The 20097-nt window shown below is 44.7% G+C and carries 11 protein-coding genes; 1 reads left to right on the top strand and 10 read right to left on the bottom strand.

Going from position 1 to position 20097, the window contains the following annotated elements; translation table 11 throughout:
• On the top strand, window positions 1-180 hold a 180-nt coding region (locus tag B5F87_RS18615; RefSeq protein WP_143405288.1), incomplete at its 5' end, for a zinc ribbon domain-containing protein.
• 558 nt (window positions 181-738) lie between these two features.
• Here B5F87_RS18615 and B5F87_RS18620 read toward each other — a convergent pair.
• From B5F87_RS18620 to B5F87_RS18665, 10 genes are all read right to left on the bottom strand, one after another.
• Entirely contained in the window at window positions 739-1716 is a 978-nt protein-coding gene (locus B5F87_RS18620) for a hypothetical protein (RefSeq protein ID WP_087283729.1), read from the bottom strand.
• A 161-nt stretch (window positions 1717-1877) separates the two neighbouring features.
• Window positions 1878-5204, bottom strand: coding sequence for an Ig-like domain-containing protein (locus B5F87_RS18625; RefSeq protein WP_143405289.1), 3327 nt, complete (start codon window positions 5202-5204; stop codon window positions 1878-1880).
• Window positions 5205-5299: 95 nt separating this feature from the next.
• Window positions 5300-5977, bottom strand: a complete 678-nt coding sequence (locus tag B5F87_RS18630) for a hypothetical protein (protein WP_087283735.1) — start codon at window positions 5975-5977, stop codon at window positions 5300-5302.
• A gap of 87 nt (window positions 5978-6064) precedes the next feature.
• Window positions 6065-12556 (bottom strand): SpaA isopeptide-forming pilin-related protein, encoded by a 6492-nt coding sequence (locus B5F87_RS18635; protein ID WP_087283739.1) that lies wholly within the window; start codon window positions 12554-12556, stop codon window positions 6065-6067.
• 12 nt (window positions 12557-12568) lie between these two features.
• Window positions 12569-13813 carry an InlB B-repeat-containing protein gene (locus B5F87_RS18640; protein ID WP_087283742.1) on the bottom strand — a complete coding sequence of 415 codons (1245 nt, stop codon included), beginning with the start codon at window positions 13811-13813 and terminating at the stop codon, window positions 12569-12571.
• Entirely contained in the window at window positions 13810-14685 is an 876-nt protein-coding gene (locus B5F87_RS18645) for a class C sortase (RefSeq protein WP_087283745.1), read from the bottom strand. The genes B5F87_RS18640 and B5F87_RS18645 overlap by 4 nt, the downstream gene beginning before the upstream one ends.
• Complete coding sequence (locus B5F87_RS18650) at window positions 14685-15530, bottom strand: class C sortase (protein WP_087283749.1); 846 nt, start codon at window positions 15528-15530, stop codon at window positions 14685-14687. Before B5F87_RS18650 ends, B5F87_RS18645 begins: the two co-directional genes overlap by 1 nt.
• 2 nt (window positions 15531-15532) lie before the next feature.
• Window positions 15533-18001: a SpaA isopeptide-forming pilin-related protein gene (locus B5F87_RS18655; protein ID WP_087283751.1), complete on the bottom strand. Its 2469-nt coding sequence runs from the start codon at window positions 17999-18001 to the stop codon at window positions 15533-15535.
• Window positions 18002-18399: 398 nt separating this feature from the next.
• Entirely contained in the window at window positions 18400-18903 is a 504-nt protein-coding gene (locus B5F87_RS18660) for an HAD domain-containing protein (RefSeq protein WP_087283753.1), read from the bottom strand.
• A gap of 149 nt (window positions 18904-19052) precedes the next feature.
• Window positions 19053-19556: an SLOG family protein gene (locus tag B5F87_RS18665; protein WP_158097101.1), complete on the bottom strand. Its 504-nt coding sequence runs from the start codon at window positions 19554-19556 to the stop codon at window positions 19053-19055.
• Between the last annotated feature and the right edge of the window lie 541 nt (window positions 19557-20097).

Below are 20097 nucleotides of genomic sequence, written 5' to 3' on the forward strand. Positions count from 1 at the left end.
TTTGCATCCAGTAAGACATGTTCTTCCTGCGGCTATAAACATAGTGAGCTGAAGCTGTCTGACCGTACCTATATATGCCCGAAGTGTGGGCACGTCATGGGGCGGGACCATCAGGCAGCTATCAATATACGGAATGAGGGGACGCGTATTTATACAGAAACACACCCCCTTGCGGCGTAGCCTCCGGAAACGGACGGACGATAACCGCGAAAAGAACCGGTGGTTCACCGGGGATAGCCTGTCGAACTACGGGGTGCATGGTTGCAGTCATGCCATAATATGTCACCCGGTCAAGCAGGAATAAAAGAAGATTCCGGATCTACCCTCCGGGGCAGAGACGGTTTCGGAAGCTCGGTAACTTGTTGCCGAGTAGTTCACAAATAAGACATGTTTTTGACAGACGCATTCTGTACGGTTTTTCTTAATTTTTCTACTGTTGTTTCAGATAGGTTCGTTGCCTGCATAATCAAGGAATTATCTTTTCCCATTTTTATCAAGTTAATCAGCAACAGACTCTATTCCTTGTTCTATCCCTTGTTCTATCCCTTGTTCTATACCTCGTCGCTCAAGTCTCTCTGCTACATCGCACATCGTCTTAACCTCCTTTTCACCGTTAACAGTTAAGATGCTATTTTTTTGCCATTAAATAAAGAGCGAAGCCAAAGCTCCGCTCTTCCACACATTATTTAATTTTAATGGTAACCGCCTTTTAGCGGAGCCGAAACTCCGTTTTCTGTATCAACATTGTAATTGAAGGGATTTTTCTTCAATTATTTTTTTTACTTCTGATACAGGAAGATGCACCTTACATGCAATTTCTGCATCAGAGAGATTGCAATCTCTGTAAGCCAAAATTTTTCCTATTAATTTGCCACGTTCCATACCACGTTCCATACCACGTTCCATACCGCGTTCCATGCCGCGTTTCATACCGCGCTCTTCATACATCTCTGATAAATTACACATCAGATCAACCTCCTTTCCAAATCCATCTTCCATTGGGATCCCATATTGATCTGACAATTCTTCCTTGATTTCTTCTTTCGTCTTTTCTGATGAAAATATCGTGTTGAGCAACCCGATAAGTTCATCATCTTTTTGATCCATATCGTCCCGCAGGCAGATCATGACAACTTCCAGTTTATCATATGCGACCTTTTCGTCCGGAATACCGGTGAGCAAGTCTTCTTTCTGGATATGGTACCGGCTGATGGCGTTGCCAATATAATCTGGCGGGTTGAAACAGATCCAGATGGAATAGACTTTCTTCAAGTCATCGTAATGTTTCAGGTCAAACTCCTGATTGATCTGCGAGGAGATCATCCTGGCGCAGTAAGCAATCCCTCTTGTCACGATTTTGTAACCAGGATAGTAGTTTTTCTGTGCTTCCACATCAAATAAGATCTTGGTTTTTCCCTCATTAACAAGGATATAAAAACGGATATCGTAATATACAGTGCCCTCATTCTTCGATGTTGACTCTGTATTACTGCCCTCGATCCGTTCCTCTCCTTCCAAAATGGGTATGCTTCCAATAGACGGGCTTCCCTCAATGGAAGCAATGATCTCGTCAATCTCCATATCCGCTACTTCCTCTACTGTCCGTTTCAGGATCCGGGCAAGAAGCGGCTTGTGGGATAACACGATCTTACATTGTTCATCTAGTTGCCGTTTCTGTGGATTCTCTTCAATACTATGCGCTAATGACGTCTGCATACGCATTCCTCCTTCTTTTGAATATTACTACAAAAACAATATGTCGGAGGTTACACATTATTTTTTAGAACAGGGTTCTTTTTTGTACGGATATTATAGCACAGATTATATTTTTTTGCCATCAAATAAAGAGCGAAGCCGAAGCTCCGCTCTTCCACGTATTATTTAATTTTAATGGTAACCGTCTTCTTTTTGTTACTTCCATCTGTTGCCATGGCAGTAATCTTTACTTTCTTGCCTTTGCCGGCTGCTGTAGTCTTCACCTTACCAGAAGCGGATACTTTCGCATAATTCTCATTACTGCTGCTCCATGTTAATTTTGTATTCGCTCCTTTGGTTGCAGTAACTTTCGCTTTTAACTTTAATGCTTTTCCTGCTTTGACTGGTTTTACGCCAGAAACGGCAACTTTCTTAACGACACCTTTCATCCCTTTGATCTTATAGGATGCCTTTACTCCGCTGGCGGCAGTTGCCGTGATCACAGCAGACCCTTTTTTCTTGACGGTTACAACGCCGCTTTGATTTACCGTAGCAACCTTTGGATTACTGGAAGTCCAGGTGATCCGTTTATCCGTTGTATTTGCCGGAAATGTCTCTGCGGAAAGTTTCATCTTTTTCTTTACCGCGATCTTGTTGGAAAGTGCGGAAATAGCGATCCTCTGTACTTTTACCTCTGGTCTGGTAAGTCTTGGGATACTCTCCGTCCGGGCAGAACCGCAGGCAGTACAGGTATAAGTCCGTACTCCTTCCGTATCGTAAGTCGCTGCTTTCGTCACTCTGCCGGTATCCCAGGTGTGTGCGGTCTTTGCGATCGTGGTACCAGAAGAAATCTTTTCGCCGCAGTCTTTACAGTAAGTGTCACCAGTATATCCTTCTTTCTGGCAAGTCGCTGCCCTTGCATTCCGGATCTCTGTGTTCTGATGGCCGGTAGCCGGGATCACTTCCTGTTTGGTGAGGACCTCTTTACAGACGCTGCATTTAACACCATCTGTCAACCCGTCTTTCGTGCAGGTCGGGGCATATCCCTTCATGATGGCATTCGTATGCGGAAGTTTTTCGATGACCTGTTCTCCCTCTTTGGAATATGTCTTTCCTTCAAATTCAACACTTGCCGTATAAGAGAGGATTCCTTCTTCAGAGCAGGTTGCTTCTTTTTTGACCTCTGTTCGGATATCAGCGTCTACCTTTCTAGCATATCCACAGGCACTGCATTTAAAAAGAGCCTTCTCCTCATTGATGATAAAGGTTGGTTCATCATAAGCATGCGGTAATGCTTCTACCCTATCACTTGTATAGGTATCCCCACATCGGGAACAGGTATAGGTCGTATATCCATCTGTCTGGCAGGTCGGCGGTGTGACAACGGTTTTATAATCATGACCCAGAGCCTCTCCTGTGACTGTCTTTATGTCGGATGCTTTAGTGCCATCGGAAAACGTGCCGGTTGCCGTGTAAATGATCGTTCCAGGGGTTGTGCAGGTAGCATCTTCGCTTTCAGCCTCTACATACAGATCAATTTTGTCTTTATGCTCAGGATTATTGGCACACGCCCGTTCTGCTGTGCAGGTATCTCCATCCCAAATATATGAGATATGCTCTCCCCAGGTATGGTTATCCGGATCAATCGCAACAGGTGCTGTATACGTATTCTGACAGCGGGAGCAGGTGAATGTTTTTTCTCCTTCTTCCGTACAGGTTGCTTCTTTCGTCACCACACCTTCATCATAGGAATGTTCTAAAGCAGGGATCTCTTCTGTCTTCGTTTGCTCGCAGACAGAACAGGTATAAGTCCTTACCCCCGTCTTTGTACAGGTTGGTTCCGTAGTGACTACACCTTCGCCATAGGTATGCCCCTTCGATGGAATCGTTTCTCCAGAAGCGATCTTATTTCCACAATCTTTACAATAGGTATCACCTGTATAGCCATCGGCTTCACAAGTAGCTTCTTTTGCACCACGTACTTCCGTGTCCCGATGCCCAGTTGCCGGGATGCTCTCGCCCTGTTTGATCACTGCATCACAATCGGTACAAACGGTATCTCCTGTATACCCCGCTTCTTCGCAGGATGCATCTTTTTGATTCCGGATCTCTGTATTCTGATGCCCAGTTGCTGTGATCGTCTCTTCTTTCGTCTCGCCGCATACGGTACAAGTAAAAGTTCTTGTTCCATCCTCTGTACAGGTCGCGGCTTTGGTAACGACACCTTCATCAAAAGTATGATCTTTTTTCGGGATGACTGTACCGGCTGCAGCAACATTCTGGCAATCAAGACAATAGGTATTGCCGGTATATCCTTCTTCTTTACAGGTAGCATCTTTCTTATCCCGAATCTCTGTATTTTGATGGGTGCAAGACAAGTTGGAGGTATTGTAATCGTCTTTGGAAATCAAATTTTTATCAATTTTAATTGTACTTGCAGAAGGAATATGATGTGGATATTTTTTGTCGTTATAAATTGTAAATCCCTTTGTACCATCTGTTCCAAAAAGTATACCATCTTGTGGATCAACATAATAATATAATCCATTAACTCTTACCAAATTCCATGCATGAGATGAATTTGCCGGTAATGCAGATTCATCAAAGGAATTCGTTTCTTCATTATAAAATCCGCCATCTACAAGTTTAATGATATCATTGTGATACAGCATGTGTCCTCTAATTGTATGGCAGTCAAATCCAGCCGAAATAGTAAGATATTGAAATAATCTTGAATAGCCAACACAATTAGCCGAGCCCTCCATTAAAGCTCGATAAGCACTACGGATATCAATTGTACTTTCATCCTCTGAAACATCGGAAGACCCAAGATACTCCACATTATTAAAGATCCATTTGCTGATTGCATCAACTTTTTCCGCATCCGTTTTACCAGATAACGCTAAACTGTCTAAAACTTTTTCTGCTTTATCCTGAAAAGCTTTGTATGCTTCATTTGTATGCCGATATAATGTCCGGTACACAAAATTTCCGGTGTATTTTCCATTCCTATATTTCATCTGGTTTAAAAAACCGGATTTTAAAGGACATTCTTCTGCCAGCATTTCTCCTTCGTTTGGGTCAGCCGTGACTTTGATCACTTCATTATAAACATCCTGTCCCATAGAACGTCCCTGTGTCTTTGTTAATTCTTCAATCTCTTCCTCAGAGAAAAATTCTACAGGGACAGACACAGCAAAATATCTCACACCATCCTGTCGGAGCCGGCAAAACTTCTTAATATATTCCCCTAATTCTTTTACAGCATCTTCATAGGAATCAAAAGTCTGTTCCGGACAGATATAAGATAATTCCCCCGTCTCATTTACCCCATCTCCGTCATCATCATATCTATCCTCATAAAATTTCGTCTCCACTCCTTCCAGGATATCCTCTGTACCCTGTCTGGTCTCCACTGCTGCTGCCTGTACAAACGCCGCCCCCGGGGAGGAGAACGCTAACCCGACTGCCAAGCAAAGGGCAGCCGCCTTATACCATGCTTTTCTCATAAAAAATGCACATCCTTTCTTTGTTGATCTTATGCCTTTATTATAATAAAAAAGAAAAGAAAAAGTTTGTTTCCCTGCAATTCTGTTCACATACCTCACCTACCAAAGTCCCAGTCTGGTTCATCCTTTGATGGATGCTGCAATTCTCGAATCATCTGTTCTTTTTCTTTTAATTGGATCTCAAGTTGGTCTCTTTGAACCTTGAGAGAAATATTTTCAGATAGCAGATGGTCTTTTTCTTGCGACAAAGTACGTTTTTCTTCCGTCAGTTGCCGGATCTGTTGGGATTGGTCTGCATTCATCTGGACCAGATGCCGAATATCTGCAACCATCTTTTCGGGGTCAATACCTCGTTCCTTCACCTGTTTCTGTATCTCAGACATCCGGATAGATTCTTCGGAAAGTTTTTTTAGGTCTGTCTGAATGCTTGTCTGTTTTTCGTTTAAGATTCCTACTTGCTCCTTGGTTACTTTTTCCAGATAAGAAGTATGCTCTTTCTGTGCTTCGAGAATGGAGTCATGCTCTTTTGACAGATTCTCATGCTCTTTTGACAGACCCGCATGTCCCTTTTCAAGATTGTCATGCTCATTCTTTTCGTTATGTCGCCCCTTTAAAAAAGTGACTACATTCCCGATCACTGCAACCGCAATCGCAACAATTCCCGCTATGATCGCAGCTATGATCTCACTTGTCATGTTTTCTCCCCCTTGAAAGATAATATAGATCATTTCAAATAGTAGCACAACGTAGGCAATGATTACAGATAGATTCATGGCGAACTCCTTTCTTTTCTTGTGTAATAAAATGGTTACGCCAGTAATATGTAAAAAGCGGGACCGAAGTCCCGCCTTTACACTTTGTTATTCAGACTTTTTTAATCCTGTTTTTTTCTTGCGCTTTGTCAGATAATAACCACCAACAGAGATCAGGATGACCGCTGCCGCAATCGGCAGGTAATCCATGATTCCACCCGTTTTTGGCAGATCCAACGTCGCCCTATTTTCGACTACATAAGTCAGATCATAAAAATACCAGGATTTATCTGATGCATGATAAATCGCGTCTGAGGTATCAACCCCCTGTTTTTGTGCTTCATCATCAGTGATCGTAAACGGGATCGTGATCGTAAACGGTTCTGTCAGGAGATTATGTCCTTCTACCGTCTTCGTCTCTGTGACCGTGTAGGTTCCCGGTCTCAGCTTGTCGATGTAGATCTCGCCATTCTCATCCGTGGTCTTTGTCGCGATTGTATCCCCGGCTTCATTAGTGATGACAAACTCTACACCCTGGAGCGGTCTTCCGGAATCCTGTTTTACAAGCTTGATGCTGCCACGCAGCGGTTCGTTGGTAAACACAGCATCTGCCTGCCAGCTGCTGTACTTCGACTGTTCGCCATCAATATCCGGTTTGTATTCCTGATGGTCGATGATCACTTCCATACCGTCTTCCGTCTCTGCGTTATACTTGCAGTCTACATGGTCAAGGTAATACAGGTATCCAGATGGGTCTTTTTCATAGAGTTTGTAAGAACCGTATCTGAGGTTTGCAAAGACAGCTTTCTTTGTGATATATCCTTCGCTGTCCCTGTTGCCGGACTGGTCTGTCTTTGTGAAGGTCAGTGTCTGTTCCTGATGGACTTCGTTGCCATAGACATCTGTTCCTTCTAACACGAACGTGAAAGCCGGGTCTCCATTGGAGAAGTCCATCCGTGCCGGATCCAGACGTTTTGTCACATTGACGCTGCCCAGCGGCATTTTATGCCGGTTGGTGATCGTGATCTTGTCGCCCTCTACTTTGTAGACTGGCATATACCCGATATCACCTAAACTGTCATTGTTATCAATGAACTCGGCATCTTCCTCTTTCCATGTGTACTTATACGGAGTTCCATTTTCATCATTTTTCTGCAGGTTCTTCACTGTGAAAGTCCAATCGTTCTCCTCGCGGAGTGTCACGGTCCGAACCTCTTCCCCGTTACGGTATAAGGTCGCTTTGACGGATACCGGACGGATATTATCTTTATTATCTCCGTCATCCCATACCTTTGTGACCGTAGCTTCTGTCTTCGCCGGGGTATGGGTATTGGTCATGACCGTCACTTCTACGCTACCATCACCATCCTCGTCCGGGATGCTGACTGTGGATTTGTAACCAGTTTCTTTATTGCCATTGATGACAGCTGCAGGGACCTCCTCCCAGGTGTACTCAATCTCATTCCCGTATTCATCTGCCACTGGGAATAAATCTGTCGTATATGTCCAGTTATTATCTGCATTCAAAGTGACTGTTTCTTGTCGTACCCCGTTTGCTAAAAAGCGGACTTTAATAGAAGTTGGGCGAATCTGATCACAGTTTTCACCATCATTCCACTTCTTTTCAATAGAAAATCTTTTCTCAACTGGTGAACCGTTAAAATTATCTACCTGAATTGTACCCGGCTGATACGGATCCTGATTATCATACACATGGATATCCACGGACACATCCTCAACCGCCGGATCCATCTTGGTTTCCTTGAACGTCCAATTGTTGATGTCTGTCTTTAAAATATCCGTCTCGCACCACCAGCCGCCGTCTGCGGTCAGCGTAAAGGTCTTCTTCTCATTGGTATTCTTGTTCGTTGCTTCCACTTCGATGGAGTTCGGGATATCTTCCGGATCAAAGTTCGCCCAGCCCTTCCAGATGCTCACGTACTCAGAAAGTTCATTAGCTACATCCACTTCATGCTCAAAGGAAAGTTCCGAATTATTTTCCGGAGTTCCACTGAACTGGAAAACTTCCTTGGACAGCTTATATCCTTTCGGCGGTTTTGTCTCATAGATCTCATACATATACGGGGCATTTGGATCTTTTGCGTAGGCATTCGTCGGCAAGGAACCGAAAGACAATCCTTCAAAGTCCTCACCCATAGATCCCGCTCCAGAAGATGTCTCGCGACCGATGATCTCACCTTTCGTAAAGATGATATTTCCGGCATTATCTACAATGTCTGTAGCAGCCCGCAGGGCAAATTCTGCGCCTTCCAGTTTCGTTCCATCGTCTGCGTCTTTCTTGACTGCAGTGATAGTTACGGTCTGGAGCTCGTCTTCCAGTTCCAGAGTCACTTCCGCTTTCTCTGCTCTGACCATTTCTGTATCATCGGTCTCGGAATCCAATACTTCGATCTCTGTATTCAGGATGCCCTGGGCGGCATAACGTCCAGCCATATGGGCTTCTACCGGGATCGTGCCGGCAGCATACGCTGTCTTCGGCTTAAATGTTGCCTCGTCTTCCAGGACAAATACTTCTGCTTCTGAGTCATCCTCATAAACAGCGGTAAATGTGAAATCTTCGATCGTCAATGTTTCACCGACTTCAAAGTCGCGCTTTGGAGTAACACGCATGGAAACGATATTTGGCTCTTCATATTGCTCGGAACCGCCTGTCAGTTCAAATCGTGCTTTCATCACGTAGATTGATTTTAAAATACGGCAGTCGTAAAACATCCGGGCTGCGTTCTGCATGCTCTCCGTATTGAAATTGGACAGGTCCAGTTCTGGAAGGTTGATACATTTCTGGAACATGTATGAGGCATCAACGACATCCGATGTATCCACATTATCCAGCACGATATTATACACTTCGTCCAAACCAGAAAACATATAACTCGAAGAACCGTTAAAATGGATGATCTGTCCAGCCCTTGCCGGACGGATATACGCGATACCGCCATCGATCGACATCATGACACCCCGGTTCTGGGATTCCGATACGTCGATATTGTAGTCTGCCTCATCATCCACATCATAGTATGTAAAGTAAATTTCCGTGATATCTTCTCCATTTTCTTCTTCCCAGTTTAAGAAGATTTCATTTAATTTTTTGCCCTGCATCAGGATAGCTGGGCCGGAATTTGCCCTATCATCATTGTTTCCGAACGGGTCATCTACGTCCGGGATCGGGTCCAGCGGCTCAAAGGTATTGACATCGGAAGCGGTGCTGTCCCAGGTGAGAACGACTTCATGCTGTTCCGTATCAAGGACATACCCTGCCGGAGCACTGATCTCCTGTACATAGTAGGTGCCAAGGTAAAACTCCGTTGTCTCCGTACCATCTTTTAACTTCCGGGTGAACTGGATCTTTCCGTCTGCATCAGTCGTCTTCTCATCGATCTTTGTGCCAGCTTTCCAGACTACGCTGCCATCATCCCGCAGGATATCTTCCTTGGCATACAGGCCATAAACGGCACCAGCGACCGGGCCTTCTTCATAGGCAAACTGTGTCTCGTTATCGTTGTATCCCGTGAGTACTTTACCGGTCTTTGTGATACCGATTTCCCCGTAGATCGGCTTATCTTCCAGCGTCATCTGGTAGGATCCATTTCCATCTTTATCATAGTTGACGCTTTTGACGTTCAGCTCAAACTCATGCGTCTCCTTATCGGTCTGGAACCCTGTCGGGGCGTTGATCTCTTTGATCGTGTACTTACCATATGGCAGGGTAACCGTAGCCTTACCCTTCTCTTCCCCTTCGGAACCAGTCATGATCGTGGCAACGACATCACCCGAATAATCGGAGATCTCATAAGCCGCATCATTGAGCAGGATGGAAGTCTCGCTGGAGATCTTTGTCAGTTCAAACTCCACATCTTTTGCTTCATTATTAAAGGTACCTAAGTGGAAGGTTTGGTGCCATTCCTGTTTCGTCAGGTAGAAGTCCACCGGTTCCATTAAAATGTGGGAGGCGGCGCCGGACACCTGCTTTAAAGTATAGGAACCATAATCCAGCCGTGGGCTTTCCGCATATCCATTTTCATCCGTGATAAGAGTCGTGACCAGTTTGTTTTCGTAGTCATAGATCTCAAACTCCGCATTCGCTTCCGGGCCTGTGACAGGCTGGGATTTATCCATGGATACCGTCATGGTCTTTGTCAGGTCGATCTTTGCCCATTCTGTGTATGGGTCGTCCGCTACATATTCGTAGGTAGTGATCCCGTTGACTTCTTTCGGTTCATGGTCTTTCGTATAATATGGCGCACATAACTCGTAGCCAAAAGTGCCGCTGGTCTGCAGGAGCAGGATCCCTTCCTCATTGCCTTCCCATTTTTCCAGGAGAAATGCGGCATCGCCATTTTCATCGGTATAGATCGTGTCATATACCGCACCTTTTTCGAGGCTGTTCACATAGGCAGTACGTGTATCTGAATCGGTCAAGTCTTTCTCTGTCGGCGCTTCCGCTTTAGAAAGATCGATCACTGCGAAGGCTGCGCCTTCTTCCGGTGTGATCTCGCCATTCCGGCTCTTGGTCTTCTTTACTGCCACTGCATCGGAAGTGGTCGGGTTATCCAATGTATAGGTATGGGCATCAATATCCCCTTCCTTGATCTCCACCTGGAAGTCGTCTACGAACCGGAAGTTTTCTTCTCCGGCTACCTGATGGATGGTGTAGATTCCCGGCTCCAGTTCCTTGGACTCGCCATAACCGTTCTTATCTGTGCGAATGGTAGCTACTGTTCTTCCTTCTGCATTTTTGACTTCAAATCGAGCGTCTTTCTCCGGACGACGGATCTCGTCACCGTCAAATAAGGTATAAGTGTTTTTCATGATGATAATCCGTCCCGGCTTTTTCTGCTCGTTGACAATATCAAGGGTGATCTCCCTGTTATTATCAACCCGGACCGTGTAATCCGGACTGAACACATACCCCGGTTCGCCGCCGGTCTGTCTCACGGTGTAGGAACCATATGGCAGTTTTTTGGTCGTTGTGCCTACGCCATCTGTGCCAGTCGTGATCCTGTCAACGACGTTTCCTGCACTGTCTAATACGTCAAAAGTGGCGTTCGCCTCTGGCACCCCTTGCTGTCCTTTGCTTTTTACGATCTTTACCGTAGCCTCGATCAACGGCTCGGTGGATGTTACAGATTTATTGACAGTGATCTGGGTATTATCGGAAGTATTCCCATCAACCTGATAGATCTTGGTATCGAGGTTATACCCCTTGGATGCCTTAACTTCCTTTACATAGTATTTCCCGGCATTGAGTCCGGTGATGCTTGCTGTTCCCTGGGAATTCGTGACCATGGTTCCAGCTAATCCGTCTTTTTGAAGCACTACCTGGTTGGCGGAGTTTAAGATCGGCTCTGCTGCCCGGACCTCATATACGGCTCCCTGTAAAGTCGCTTCCTTTCCAACATTCTGCGAGGAGCTGACTTTCCGCAGGGAAATGTTCACTTTCCTGTGCGGATTGGAAAACGCATAGGTAAAACTGGTTCGGGAACCACTCTCCGTTAAAGTCTTTGTCCGTTCCTTGGAGAGCGCATGCCCTTTCGGCGGCGTGATCTCCGTGACAGTCCAGGTGTGATTTGCTTTCTTCAAAGAATTTAATTCAGCTTGTGCTTTTTTCCTCGCTTCCTTTTTTGCGACTGACTTTGCTTTTGACTTACTTTTATACCAACCTTTTTGCGTACATTCTTTCTGCTGTTTGTACGTCAGTTGCTTCCAGTTGGTGACATAGACATATTTTTCTGATGTTTTCGGCGAGGTCTTATATCTTCTTGTATAATTAAATGTCGCATTTCCGGCATTGTCAGTGGTCGCAGTCCCGACTCTCGTTCCGTCACAACGGATCTCAAAAACAGCGCCGCCAAGGCCGATACCAGTTTCCTGGTCTTTTTTGTTGATAGTCAGAGAGATATTTTCCGATCCTTCCAAAGATTCTGTAGCATCTACCTTATCTTTCTCTGGATGCTCAAACAGATCTGTGCTATAACCTAACAACACCTGATGCCCGGAAAGGCTTTTGCCGGATACACAATGGGTCACTTTATAATAATAGATGGTGCCTTCCGGATATGTCTCTGAGATAGCCTCACAGAATTTTTTTGCTTTGGACATTGTATATCCACTTTCTACATATTTTCCTGCCTGATAAACCGCTGTGGATTTACTGGTACCCTTTCCACATGCCCAGATATACGCCTGCATCAGTGCGATATCATGGGTGGAATTGGTGTTCATTTTTTTGAAAAAATATGTCAGACCACGGGCAATACCCTTATTGCTGTACGTGACAGCATTGTAAGTCTTTGCTGATACAGAATCGCCATTGTTCATGGATTTTCCTGTGTTTAAGCAAAAGGCCCGGCTGCCGGACACCCGGAATCCCCACAGTCCTTCCGAAGCCGGTCGTCCGATGGATGAGATACCCAGTGTTCCCCGCAGTTTTGTCAGGGACACTTTTCCGGACTGCACAGCAGCCTCTACCTGCAAAGGTTCGGTTTCTTCATCCAGTGGGGCAAATTGGGCGATTCCTGTAAATAACATAGCAAGTGTCAGGCAAAGGAATAAGATTCTTTTTTTCATATTTTTAAACATACCCTTTCCTCCCTATTTCTTTGTGAAGTACGCCGGGTCATCTTTGCCACCGTCAATATGGGCAAACCGGGAATCCGTCCGGTTTCTATCAAAAGTCGTTCCTTCGCCGCCGACAAGCTCACCGTCCGCTCCAAACATCTCTGCGTCCTGGATCAGCTGTGTCGTGTCAAACACTCCGTCATCCCGGGTCCAGACTGCATACAGGTCTAAATATTCGCCGTTTTGTTTCAGCGTGATCGATTGCCCATTTTTATAGATAACGTTTTGCGAATCCGAGTCCGTCGCCCATCCGGCAAACGTATAGCCCTCCCTGGTATATGCGTTTGCCCGCAAATTGGTCGCTTGCCCGGCATATACATCTTGATCGGGCATAGACCCGGCGCCGCCCCGCGGATTAAAACCGACAGATCCCATCCAGCGTTCCCAGTTAGCATAGATCGCCGTGACTCCATTCGGGCATACGATGGAACTTGTGGAAACAGAATTGCCATTTTGGTCTGTCCAGCCCGTAAAGGTATGATACTGCCGGCTGGCGGTCGGTAAAGTGCCAATGGCGGAACCATCTACTTTTGTGATACTTCCGGTGGATACATTGCCGCCATTCCCATATACCTTAACGGTACGGTTCAGCTTTTGGAGAGTGATCGTGGCAGATGTCCCCCAATATCGTGTATTTGTCCCGGCTTTTGTGATCATTCCCATATTTGTGATATTGACCTCATAGGTGACATCTATCGTATGGGAAGAAGCGCTATGTCCCGGAGCATAGTTCCTCACATTATAACGCCCGGTATTTCCCGGTTTAGAGACAGTGAGCCCCTTGTACTCTTCATGAGGCGGTATCGTCCAGCGTACAGTGAATGTGACGACTTTATATCCTCCTTCACTGGCAAGAGTCGTCTTCACTGAGCCAGTCTGAAAAGAAGGTTTATATGGCCCGGAACCCTGTCCGCTGACAGAAAAATTAATAGTTCGTGGAGCATTTACGAATTTTTCCTTTTCTTGGTTCCCGATATTTTGATTGTTATTGTATGCTCTCACCGTCAGTGTGCTGGTACCAGATGGGCCTGTCATGGTTAAGTAAGTAATGTTATTTGCATCGTTTTTCCAAAGATTCCGTTTTGGAAAGTTCTGAGACTGCCAGGCATTTACTGGAATATTCTGATAAAACAAAATGCCCCCGATAATGCCGATGATCAGCACCAGAACCGTTAAAACAACTTTATGTTGCTTGATAAATGGAACAAATCGTTTCAATGTGGATGCCCCCTTTTATATAAAATGTGCCGGATGATAGTTACGATAAAAAGCAAGAACAAGATCCCTGCACATACCTTGCGGAAAAACTGTTCCCTCTTGATGTCCGGTCCGGAAGAGACAAAAGTGATATCATCCTCTGTACGGATAGATGGCGAAGTCGTATCGTCCAGCTTCTCCTTTCCCGTATCCCGGACACAGTACACAATATAGCGGTACTTACCGTGGGACCGGTAAGGATGGCAGGTGACCAACGTGACCATATCCTTTCCGTCCTGGATCTTGACGGCATCATTATCATAGGGATCGATGATCGCCATGGACTCCACCCGGTACGTTAAAGTTTCCCACGGGTTCGTGATGGATACCTTATCCCCCACTTCCAATCGTTCGATCTCACGGAAATAAGGGATCCCCTGATATCCCCTATGTCCGGCGATGACGCTGTTCGTGTTGGTGCCGCCGACCGGCAGGGAGGTCTGCCCCAGGACTGCTGCTCCCTTCGATAGGTTTTCCTTCGATGCACCTATATATAATGGAAGTTTTACATCCATAGCCGGGATCTTGATATACCCAAATTTTCCATCTTTTAACCCTTTCAAATCAAAAGGCTGCTGCGTATAACTCCAGGCATCACAAAAACCTTCCTGCTTTTCTGCATAAATGGATGCATTATAAGTATGCGCTTCCTGTAATAATGCTTTTTTCTTTTTTTTCGTTTGTTTGTCGGCAGACTGCCATGCATCATCATACTCGCGGATATATTCTTCCGTTTGATACGCAGAATACTGTGTTGTAACTACGGGATAGGCAAAGATGCCTATCCCGAAAATGATACAGGCAATCCCGAACACGTTTCTGATAAAACGCATCAGCGCCTCCTTTTTTGTACCAGGCGGATGATCAAAATGATACCGACAGAGAGCGCGATACCGACGATCACAGCTTTCCGATAGGTTCGCATCCAGATGGAATTTTTTACACTGCTTCCTTTATCCATTGCCGTTTGATGAATGTCCTCTGTATATTCTGTCCGTGTACCCGTCACACAAAGGCGGTGGGTATTGACACCATAAGGGGTGCAGGTGACTAAGGTCACCAGATCTTCTCCAGGACGGACCAGCAAAGTACTGATATCTTCCGGCTCGATGATCTTGATCTCATTGACTTCATATGCCATGTCACGACCGGATACATGAAGGAAAAAGAGGTCTCCTTTTTTTACTTCCGTAAGGTCGGTAAACAACTTTGCTTTATTGAGTCCCGTATGTCCCGTCAATACGGCATGGGTCCCTTCCCCTCCTACAGGAAGGGAAGAACCCTCTAAGTGTCCAACGCCGGTCTCTAAGGTACTGGCAGCTGTCCCATGATAAACAGGAAGGTTGACGGATATCGTCGGAATCTCAATGTATCCCATCATCCCATTGCCTGACAGGTTCAAAAGAGAATCATATTCTAATCCTTCTGCCTCTTGTTGTTGGTCAGCGATGAATGGGTCGGTCAATGTGACCTGTGCCTGGTTCAAGTTCCTGTTATAATCTTCTGCCCGCTTTAATTCCGCCTCTTTCTCTGCATCCCCCATTTGCTCTACCTTTTCATGGTAAACGTTTACCTCAGAGTCAGCTTGGCTTTGGTACAGCCAGTTGCTGATCCATGGGTAAAGCAGCAAAGAAATTCCCGTAAGGATGATCAAGGTGTAAAGGATCTTTCGGAACATATTTAGCAGGCTTTCTTCTTATATTTATGGCTGACAGAGTATACGCCGATGACAACGGCAGCCACGCCTACGATCGTGAGCAGGTATAATCCGGCACCACCAGTCTGCGGCAGGAGGAACGCCTTTGAGTTCATCACAGAGATGATAACATCTGCATTTTCAGAAGCTGCGGCAACTGCACTGTTCTTTGTCGCATTGATGGCTTCAGAACCCAGATGCTGTGCGCCATAGACACACATATCTGCCTGTACGCCATCCACTGTTGCAGAAGCCGGAGTCAGTTCCCCGATCACCATATTTTCTTTATCTGTTGTACCTTCTTCTTTTGCAACAAGAGTCGTGCCATCAGATAAGATCAGCTCCTGGTCATCAGATGGATGTTCAATATCATGATCATCTGCCACTGTCATGTAGTGTACGCTGGAAGGAGTGATCTCCCGCATGGACGGATTGATGAGGATATCGATCTGGTTCTGCAGGATAGAGTATCCTTTTGCTGTCGCGATCTCTGTCATCTTGTAGTTATCGGCTTCTAATCCGTTGATGACCATCTTTCCTTCCGCACTTGGAGAGAAGACAGTGGCATCTTCTTTCGCAGTCGCTTTGCCAGTCACATAGTAAAGGCCGTCTACATCAGACTGTTTTGCCTGTACGTAGTAATCTTCGGTCTCATTATAAAGCACGAATTGTACGGCTTTAAAATCCTGTTCTTTGGTGTTTTCATCGGAAAAAGTCTTAGTTAAATCGATACCATAGGTGTAAACGATAGAGCGGTCTTCCAGAGTATTGTAGTACTCATCACTGGTACGTTCCCAAACTAAGGTGACGTCATTCGGGTTACCTTCATCACCCAGCACTGTGGTCGCATCCGATTCAACAGTCGCAGTATAGTACGCAACTAAATAATGCTGTCCATCGTAATAGTTTTTATTGATCTTTTCCAGACCTTTTTCTGTGAGCGTGATATCGATCGTGGTAGAACCATCTGTTTTACCCTTAGACTCTTCACAGGTGAAGTTGTAATCCTGTCCGGACTGCATCGTCCATACATCGATCGCATGAGTCGTATCGTTGACATTTGCATACTCTTCGCTGTTATAGATCGCGATCTTCACGTCATTGTTATACCGGAGACCATCAGATAAGGTATCCAGCAGCTCGTAAGTTGTTAAATATGTCGCTTTACTGGTGATATTCGGAAGTTTTGTCACCAGGATATAATCCAGGATATCGCCTTCAGATGCAGTGACAGTCGTACAATATTCGTAATCGCCCATCTTATCATCGTCGGACAGCCATGCTGCGTAGTCATCTCCAGACAAGGTGTCCCCGTTCGTTACGATCTCAGAGTCCGCAGAATAAACATCCCCAGTATTGACATACTCACCATCCGTATATGTTGCCGGACCCGTGGAATCGTAGTTTAACCCAGGAGTACCGTAAGCATTACGTACCTTTTTATCCAGTGTAGGATGTCCGGTCTGGTTCTTTGGATAACAGCTGATATCGTAAAACCATTCCTGTCCATCAATATCGGTCATCGGTATCTGTACAAACCACGGGTTCGTCGTGTCTGTAACATTTTCCGGAACTTTTGTCTCTACGATGAGATAAAGACCCAGATCCAGGTCTGTAGCACCAGTCAGTCCATCAGCATCTGTTTCCGGCATTGCGGTTCCTGCTGCGTGAACGCTGGTGGATGTGGTGATATAATCTTCCAGTGCGTCTTTTACTGTGATACCCTCTTTACCATCTAAACGCTCACCTTCATCATTACTGGTACCAGTACCTTCTCCTTCATCAGTAGCATAGCTGCCGTCATAAGTGCCAACCTCCAGGGCAGCCTTTAACGCATCATTGATCTGCTGGCTGGTATAGTAGTTTGTGCCATCGATCTGGGTGGCTGCCACAAAATCCTCGCCATTAGATTCTGCATTATACGGTTCTAAGCTGAGGATCTTCATCAGATCTGTATCGACACCATAGATCAGTTCGATATCGCCATTGACACCATCCTCATTCACATCACTGAATGTCTTGACATCGCCAACACGCAGGTAGGTAAATTCCACACCCTTGATCGTATATTCCTTCAACGCTTCTGCGGCTTCTGCGTTTTCCTGACCAGTAGATGTAATGTTGATCTGCTTTCCATCCGCTGTAGTCAAAGTAGAATCTGTGCCGTCGGAGTCATGATCTGTATCAGACCAGTTAAACACCAGTCCATCTTCCTGTGCGGAAGTTAAGTCATACTTATGGATCGTCAGGGAACCTTTTGCATCTTTATCGATAATGTCAAAATCACCCAGATCATTATTTACATCTGTTTCATTGGTATCGCTAGAACCGGTACCCTCCAATGCATCATGATAGGAGTTCGGTGGGGCCGCAAATGCAGTCATTGGGCTGAGTGCCATGCTAAAAGCAAGGACGGAGACCATTGCTTTCTTTAAAATACTTTTTCTTTTCATTTTGACTATTTCCTTTCTGATTCATTTGCTTTCGCGTACTCTGTTTGAGCACGACGATAAGTTGTTTGCAACAAAACTACTGATTTTCCTTTTGATCAGATCATTTTGACCATCCCCTTTCATAAGAAAAACAGCTGAACAGGTCGGCTGTTGACTATCTATAATATGTAAAAAGAGTGGTCACGAATTTTTGTTTTTTCTCTCACATTTTTTTCACAACTCGCATCCGTGCGAAAGCATTTCATTTGCAAATTTCAATGAAATTCTAGCAGGAATCTTCTCCTGCGGGATGATAGGCGAGCCTGCTGTATCTGGATAAGCTTGCTCGCCGATCTATTCGTAGTGGAGGAAATGATAGAAAAAACATCATAAAAAAAACGGAACTATGTTCCGCTTTTCTAATCATTCAATGTATCTATTGCCTTTTTCACATGTACCTTCTGCAACCCTCCATTTGAACCATAAAATGTCGTCCGTACAAGATATTCTCCTATACCATATTTTTCATATGCCTCTGGGGTAAAATCATCATCCAGGCTCACAAAACGTATGTCCTTGTCTTCCTGCCTGTTCAGCCATTCTTTGATCTCCCGTGGCCGGTCATATTCAAAATACGGGGTATGGTCAATGATCTTCAAGCCAAACTCACCTAACGTGTCTACCAGATATTGGTACATGGGATGATCCCGCTGCCCTTCCTTTCGTCCAATGTCACGCCAGGTAGAAGAAAGGACAATCTCAGCGCCGGTGTTGGTGATGATCTCTGCCAGCAATCTTACTTTTTCTACATCAAGCTCCTGATATTCGCCTATCTTTTTTGACTGATCTGAGTTTTTTAATTGATTAAAATATTCCAGAGAATTAAGAACACCATCAACATCCAAAAATATGATCTTTTGCATGATAACCTCCCTTCACATAGCATAATGGCGCCGGGCCATACACCGCAGACGCCATTATAAAGATATAAAGAGAAAACCCCGTGCGATGAAATCGTTCGGGGATGAATCTTCAAGACAGGCTCCTGCCTGTCTTTTTGCTGTTTCGGCGTTCATATTTTCTCTTGTGTTCCTCTATTGACCTTGTAATATTCTATTTCTTTACCGGCTTTTTTTGCTTTTTTGATAGTAGACCATACACCGCCTGACTTATTGCCATCCCATACAGCAAGTAACTTATCACAATGATCTACCATATATTGATCGCGTACATTGTCGCATCCACGATAAAATTCAGCAGATAATTCTACCCATTCATCTGCGTGTTCTTTAAGATATGAGTAATATTTGTGACTAGAATTGTAATTCTTACACGGAAGTACGCAAATCAACTTTACGGGTCGGTTATTTTCCTTTAATTTACATGCAACTAAACCAAATGCTACATCGCACCCGTCAGCCATTCCACAATATACTGTTACAGGCTTTCGATGTTCTAATATCTCACGTTCAATATTACTCTTAATCCACAGCTTAATGCTTTTATAATCAGCTGACTTTTCGTCATCATTAAATCCAAGTCTCTGCGGTCTATGACCTGTCAATGCTAAATTCATGTTTTCTCCTTCATAATATATACTATATATAGTGTTTATCATCATGTGCAAAAAGATGCTTTTTCTATGTCATGATACATACTGAGTCCTCCGTATCCAAGTGTACAATTCCGCTACGGAATCCTCTTTCTTTGTAAAATCTTCTATTTCTTTTAGCTTACGATTTCTGGTTTCTTCATCTTTGATCATTATGTTAATAAGAAACTTCAAATTCTCCGTAACTTCTTCTTCTGGCATTTTCTCAATATCATTCAACGTAGACTCTACAATCCTAGCAATCCTTACATATCGGTTAACGATATCCAGTATAAACATGACAGAAAAGCAAATAACAACAACAATAAAGCAGATTTTAAGATTTGAAGGCTCCTTATAAAACGAATCATTATTCGCAGCGAAACTTTCTAACAGCCAAAAGACAAGTGAACTACTCGGCAACAAGTTACCGAGCTTCTGAAACCGTCTCTGCCCCGGAGGGTAGATCCGGAATCTTCTTTTATTCCTGCTTGACCGGGTGACATATTATGGCATGACTGCAACC

Origin of the sequence: Eubacterium sp. An3 (assembly GCF_002159465.1) — a bacterium.
Classification (GTDB): Bacteria; Bacillota; Clostridia; order Lachnospirales; family Lachnospiraceae; genus Anaerobutyricum; species Anaerobutyricum stercoris.

Bases quoted from the DNA above. Each gene is read 5' to 3' on its own strand.
- B5F87_RS18620 (WP_087283729.1), bottom strand. From the start codon at position 1,716: ATGCAGACGTCATTAGCGCATAGTATTGAAGAGAATCCACAGAAACGG.
- B5F87_RS18625 (WP_143405289.1), bottom strand. From the start codon at position 5,204: ATGAGAAAAGCATGGTATAAGGCGGCTGCCCTTTGCTTGGCAGTCGGG.
- B5F87_RS18630 (WP_087283735.1), bottom strand. From the start codon at position 5,977: ATGAATCTATCTGTAATCATTGCCTACGTTGTGCTACTATTTGAAATG.
- B5F87_RS18635 (WP_087283739.1), bottom strand. From the start codon at position 12,556: ATGTTTAAAAATATGAAAAAAAGAATCTTATTCCTTTGCCTGACACTT.
- B5F87_RS18645 (WP_087283745.1), bottom strand. From the start codon at position 14,685: ATGCGTTTTATCAGAAACGTGTTCGGGATTGCCTGTATCATTTTCGGG.
- B5F87_RS18650 (WP_087283749.1), bottom strand. From the start codon at position 15,530: ATGTTCCGAAAGATCCTTTACACCTTGATCATCCTTACGGGAATTTCT.
- B5F87_RS18655 (WP_087283751.1), bottom strand. From the start codon at position 18,001: ATGAAAAGAAAAAGTATTTTAAAGAAAGCAATGGTCTCCGTCCTTGCT.
- B5F87_RS18660 (WP_087283753.1), bottom strand. From the start codon at position 18,903: ATGCAAAAGATCATATTTTTGGATGTTGATGGTGTTCTTAATTCTCTG.
- B5F87_RS18665 (WP_158097101.1), bottom strand. From the start codon at position 19,556: ATGAATTTAGCATTGACAGGTCATAGACCGCAGAGACTTGGATTTAAT.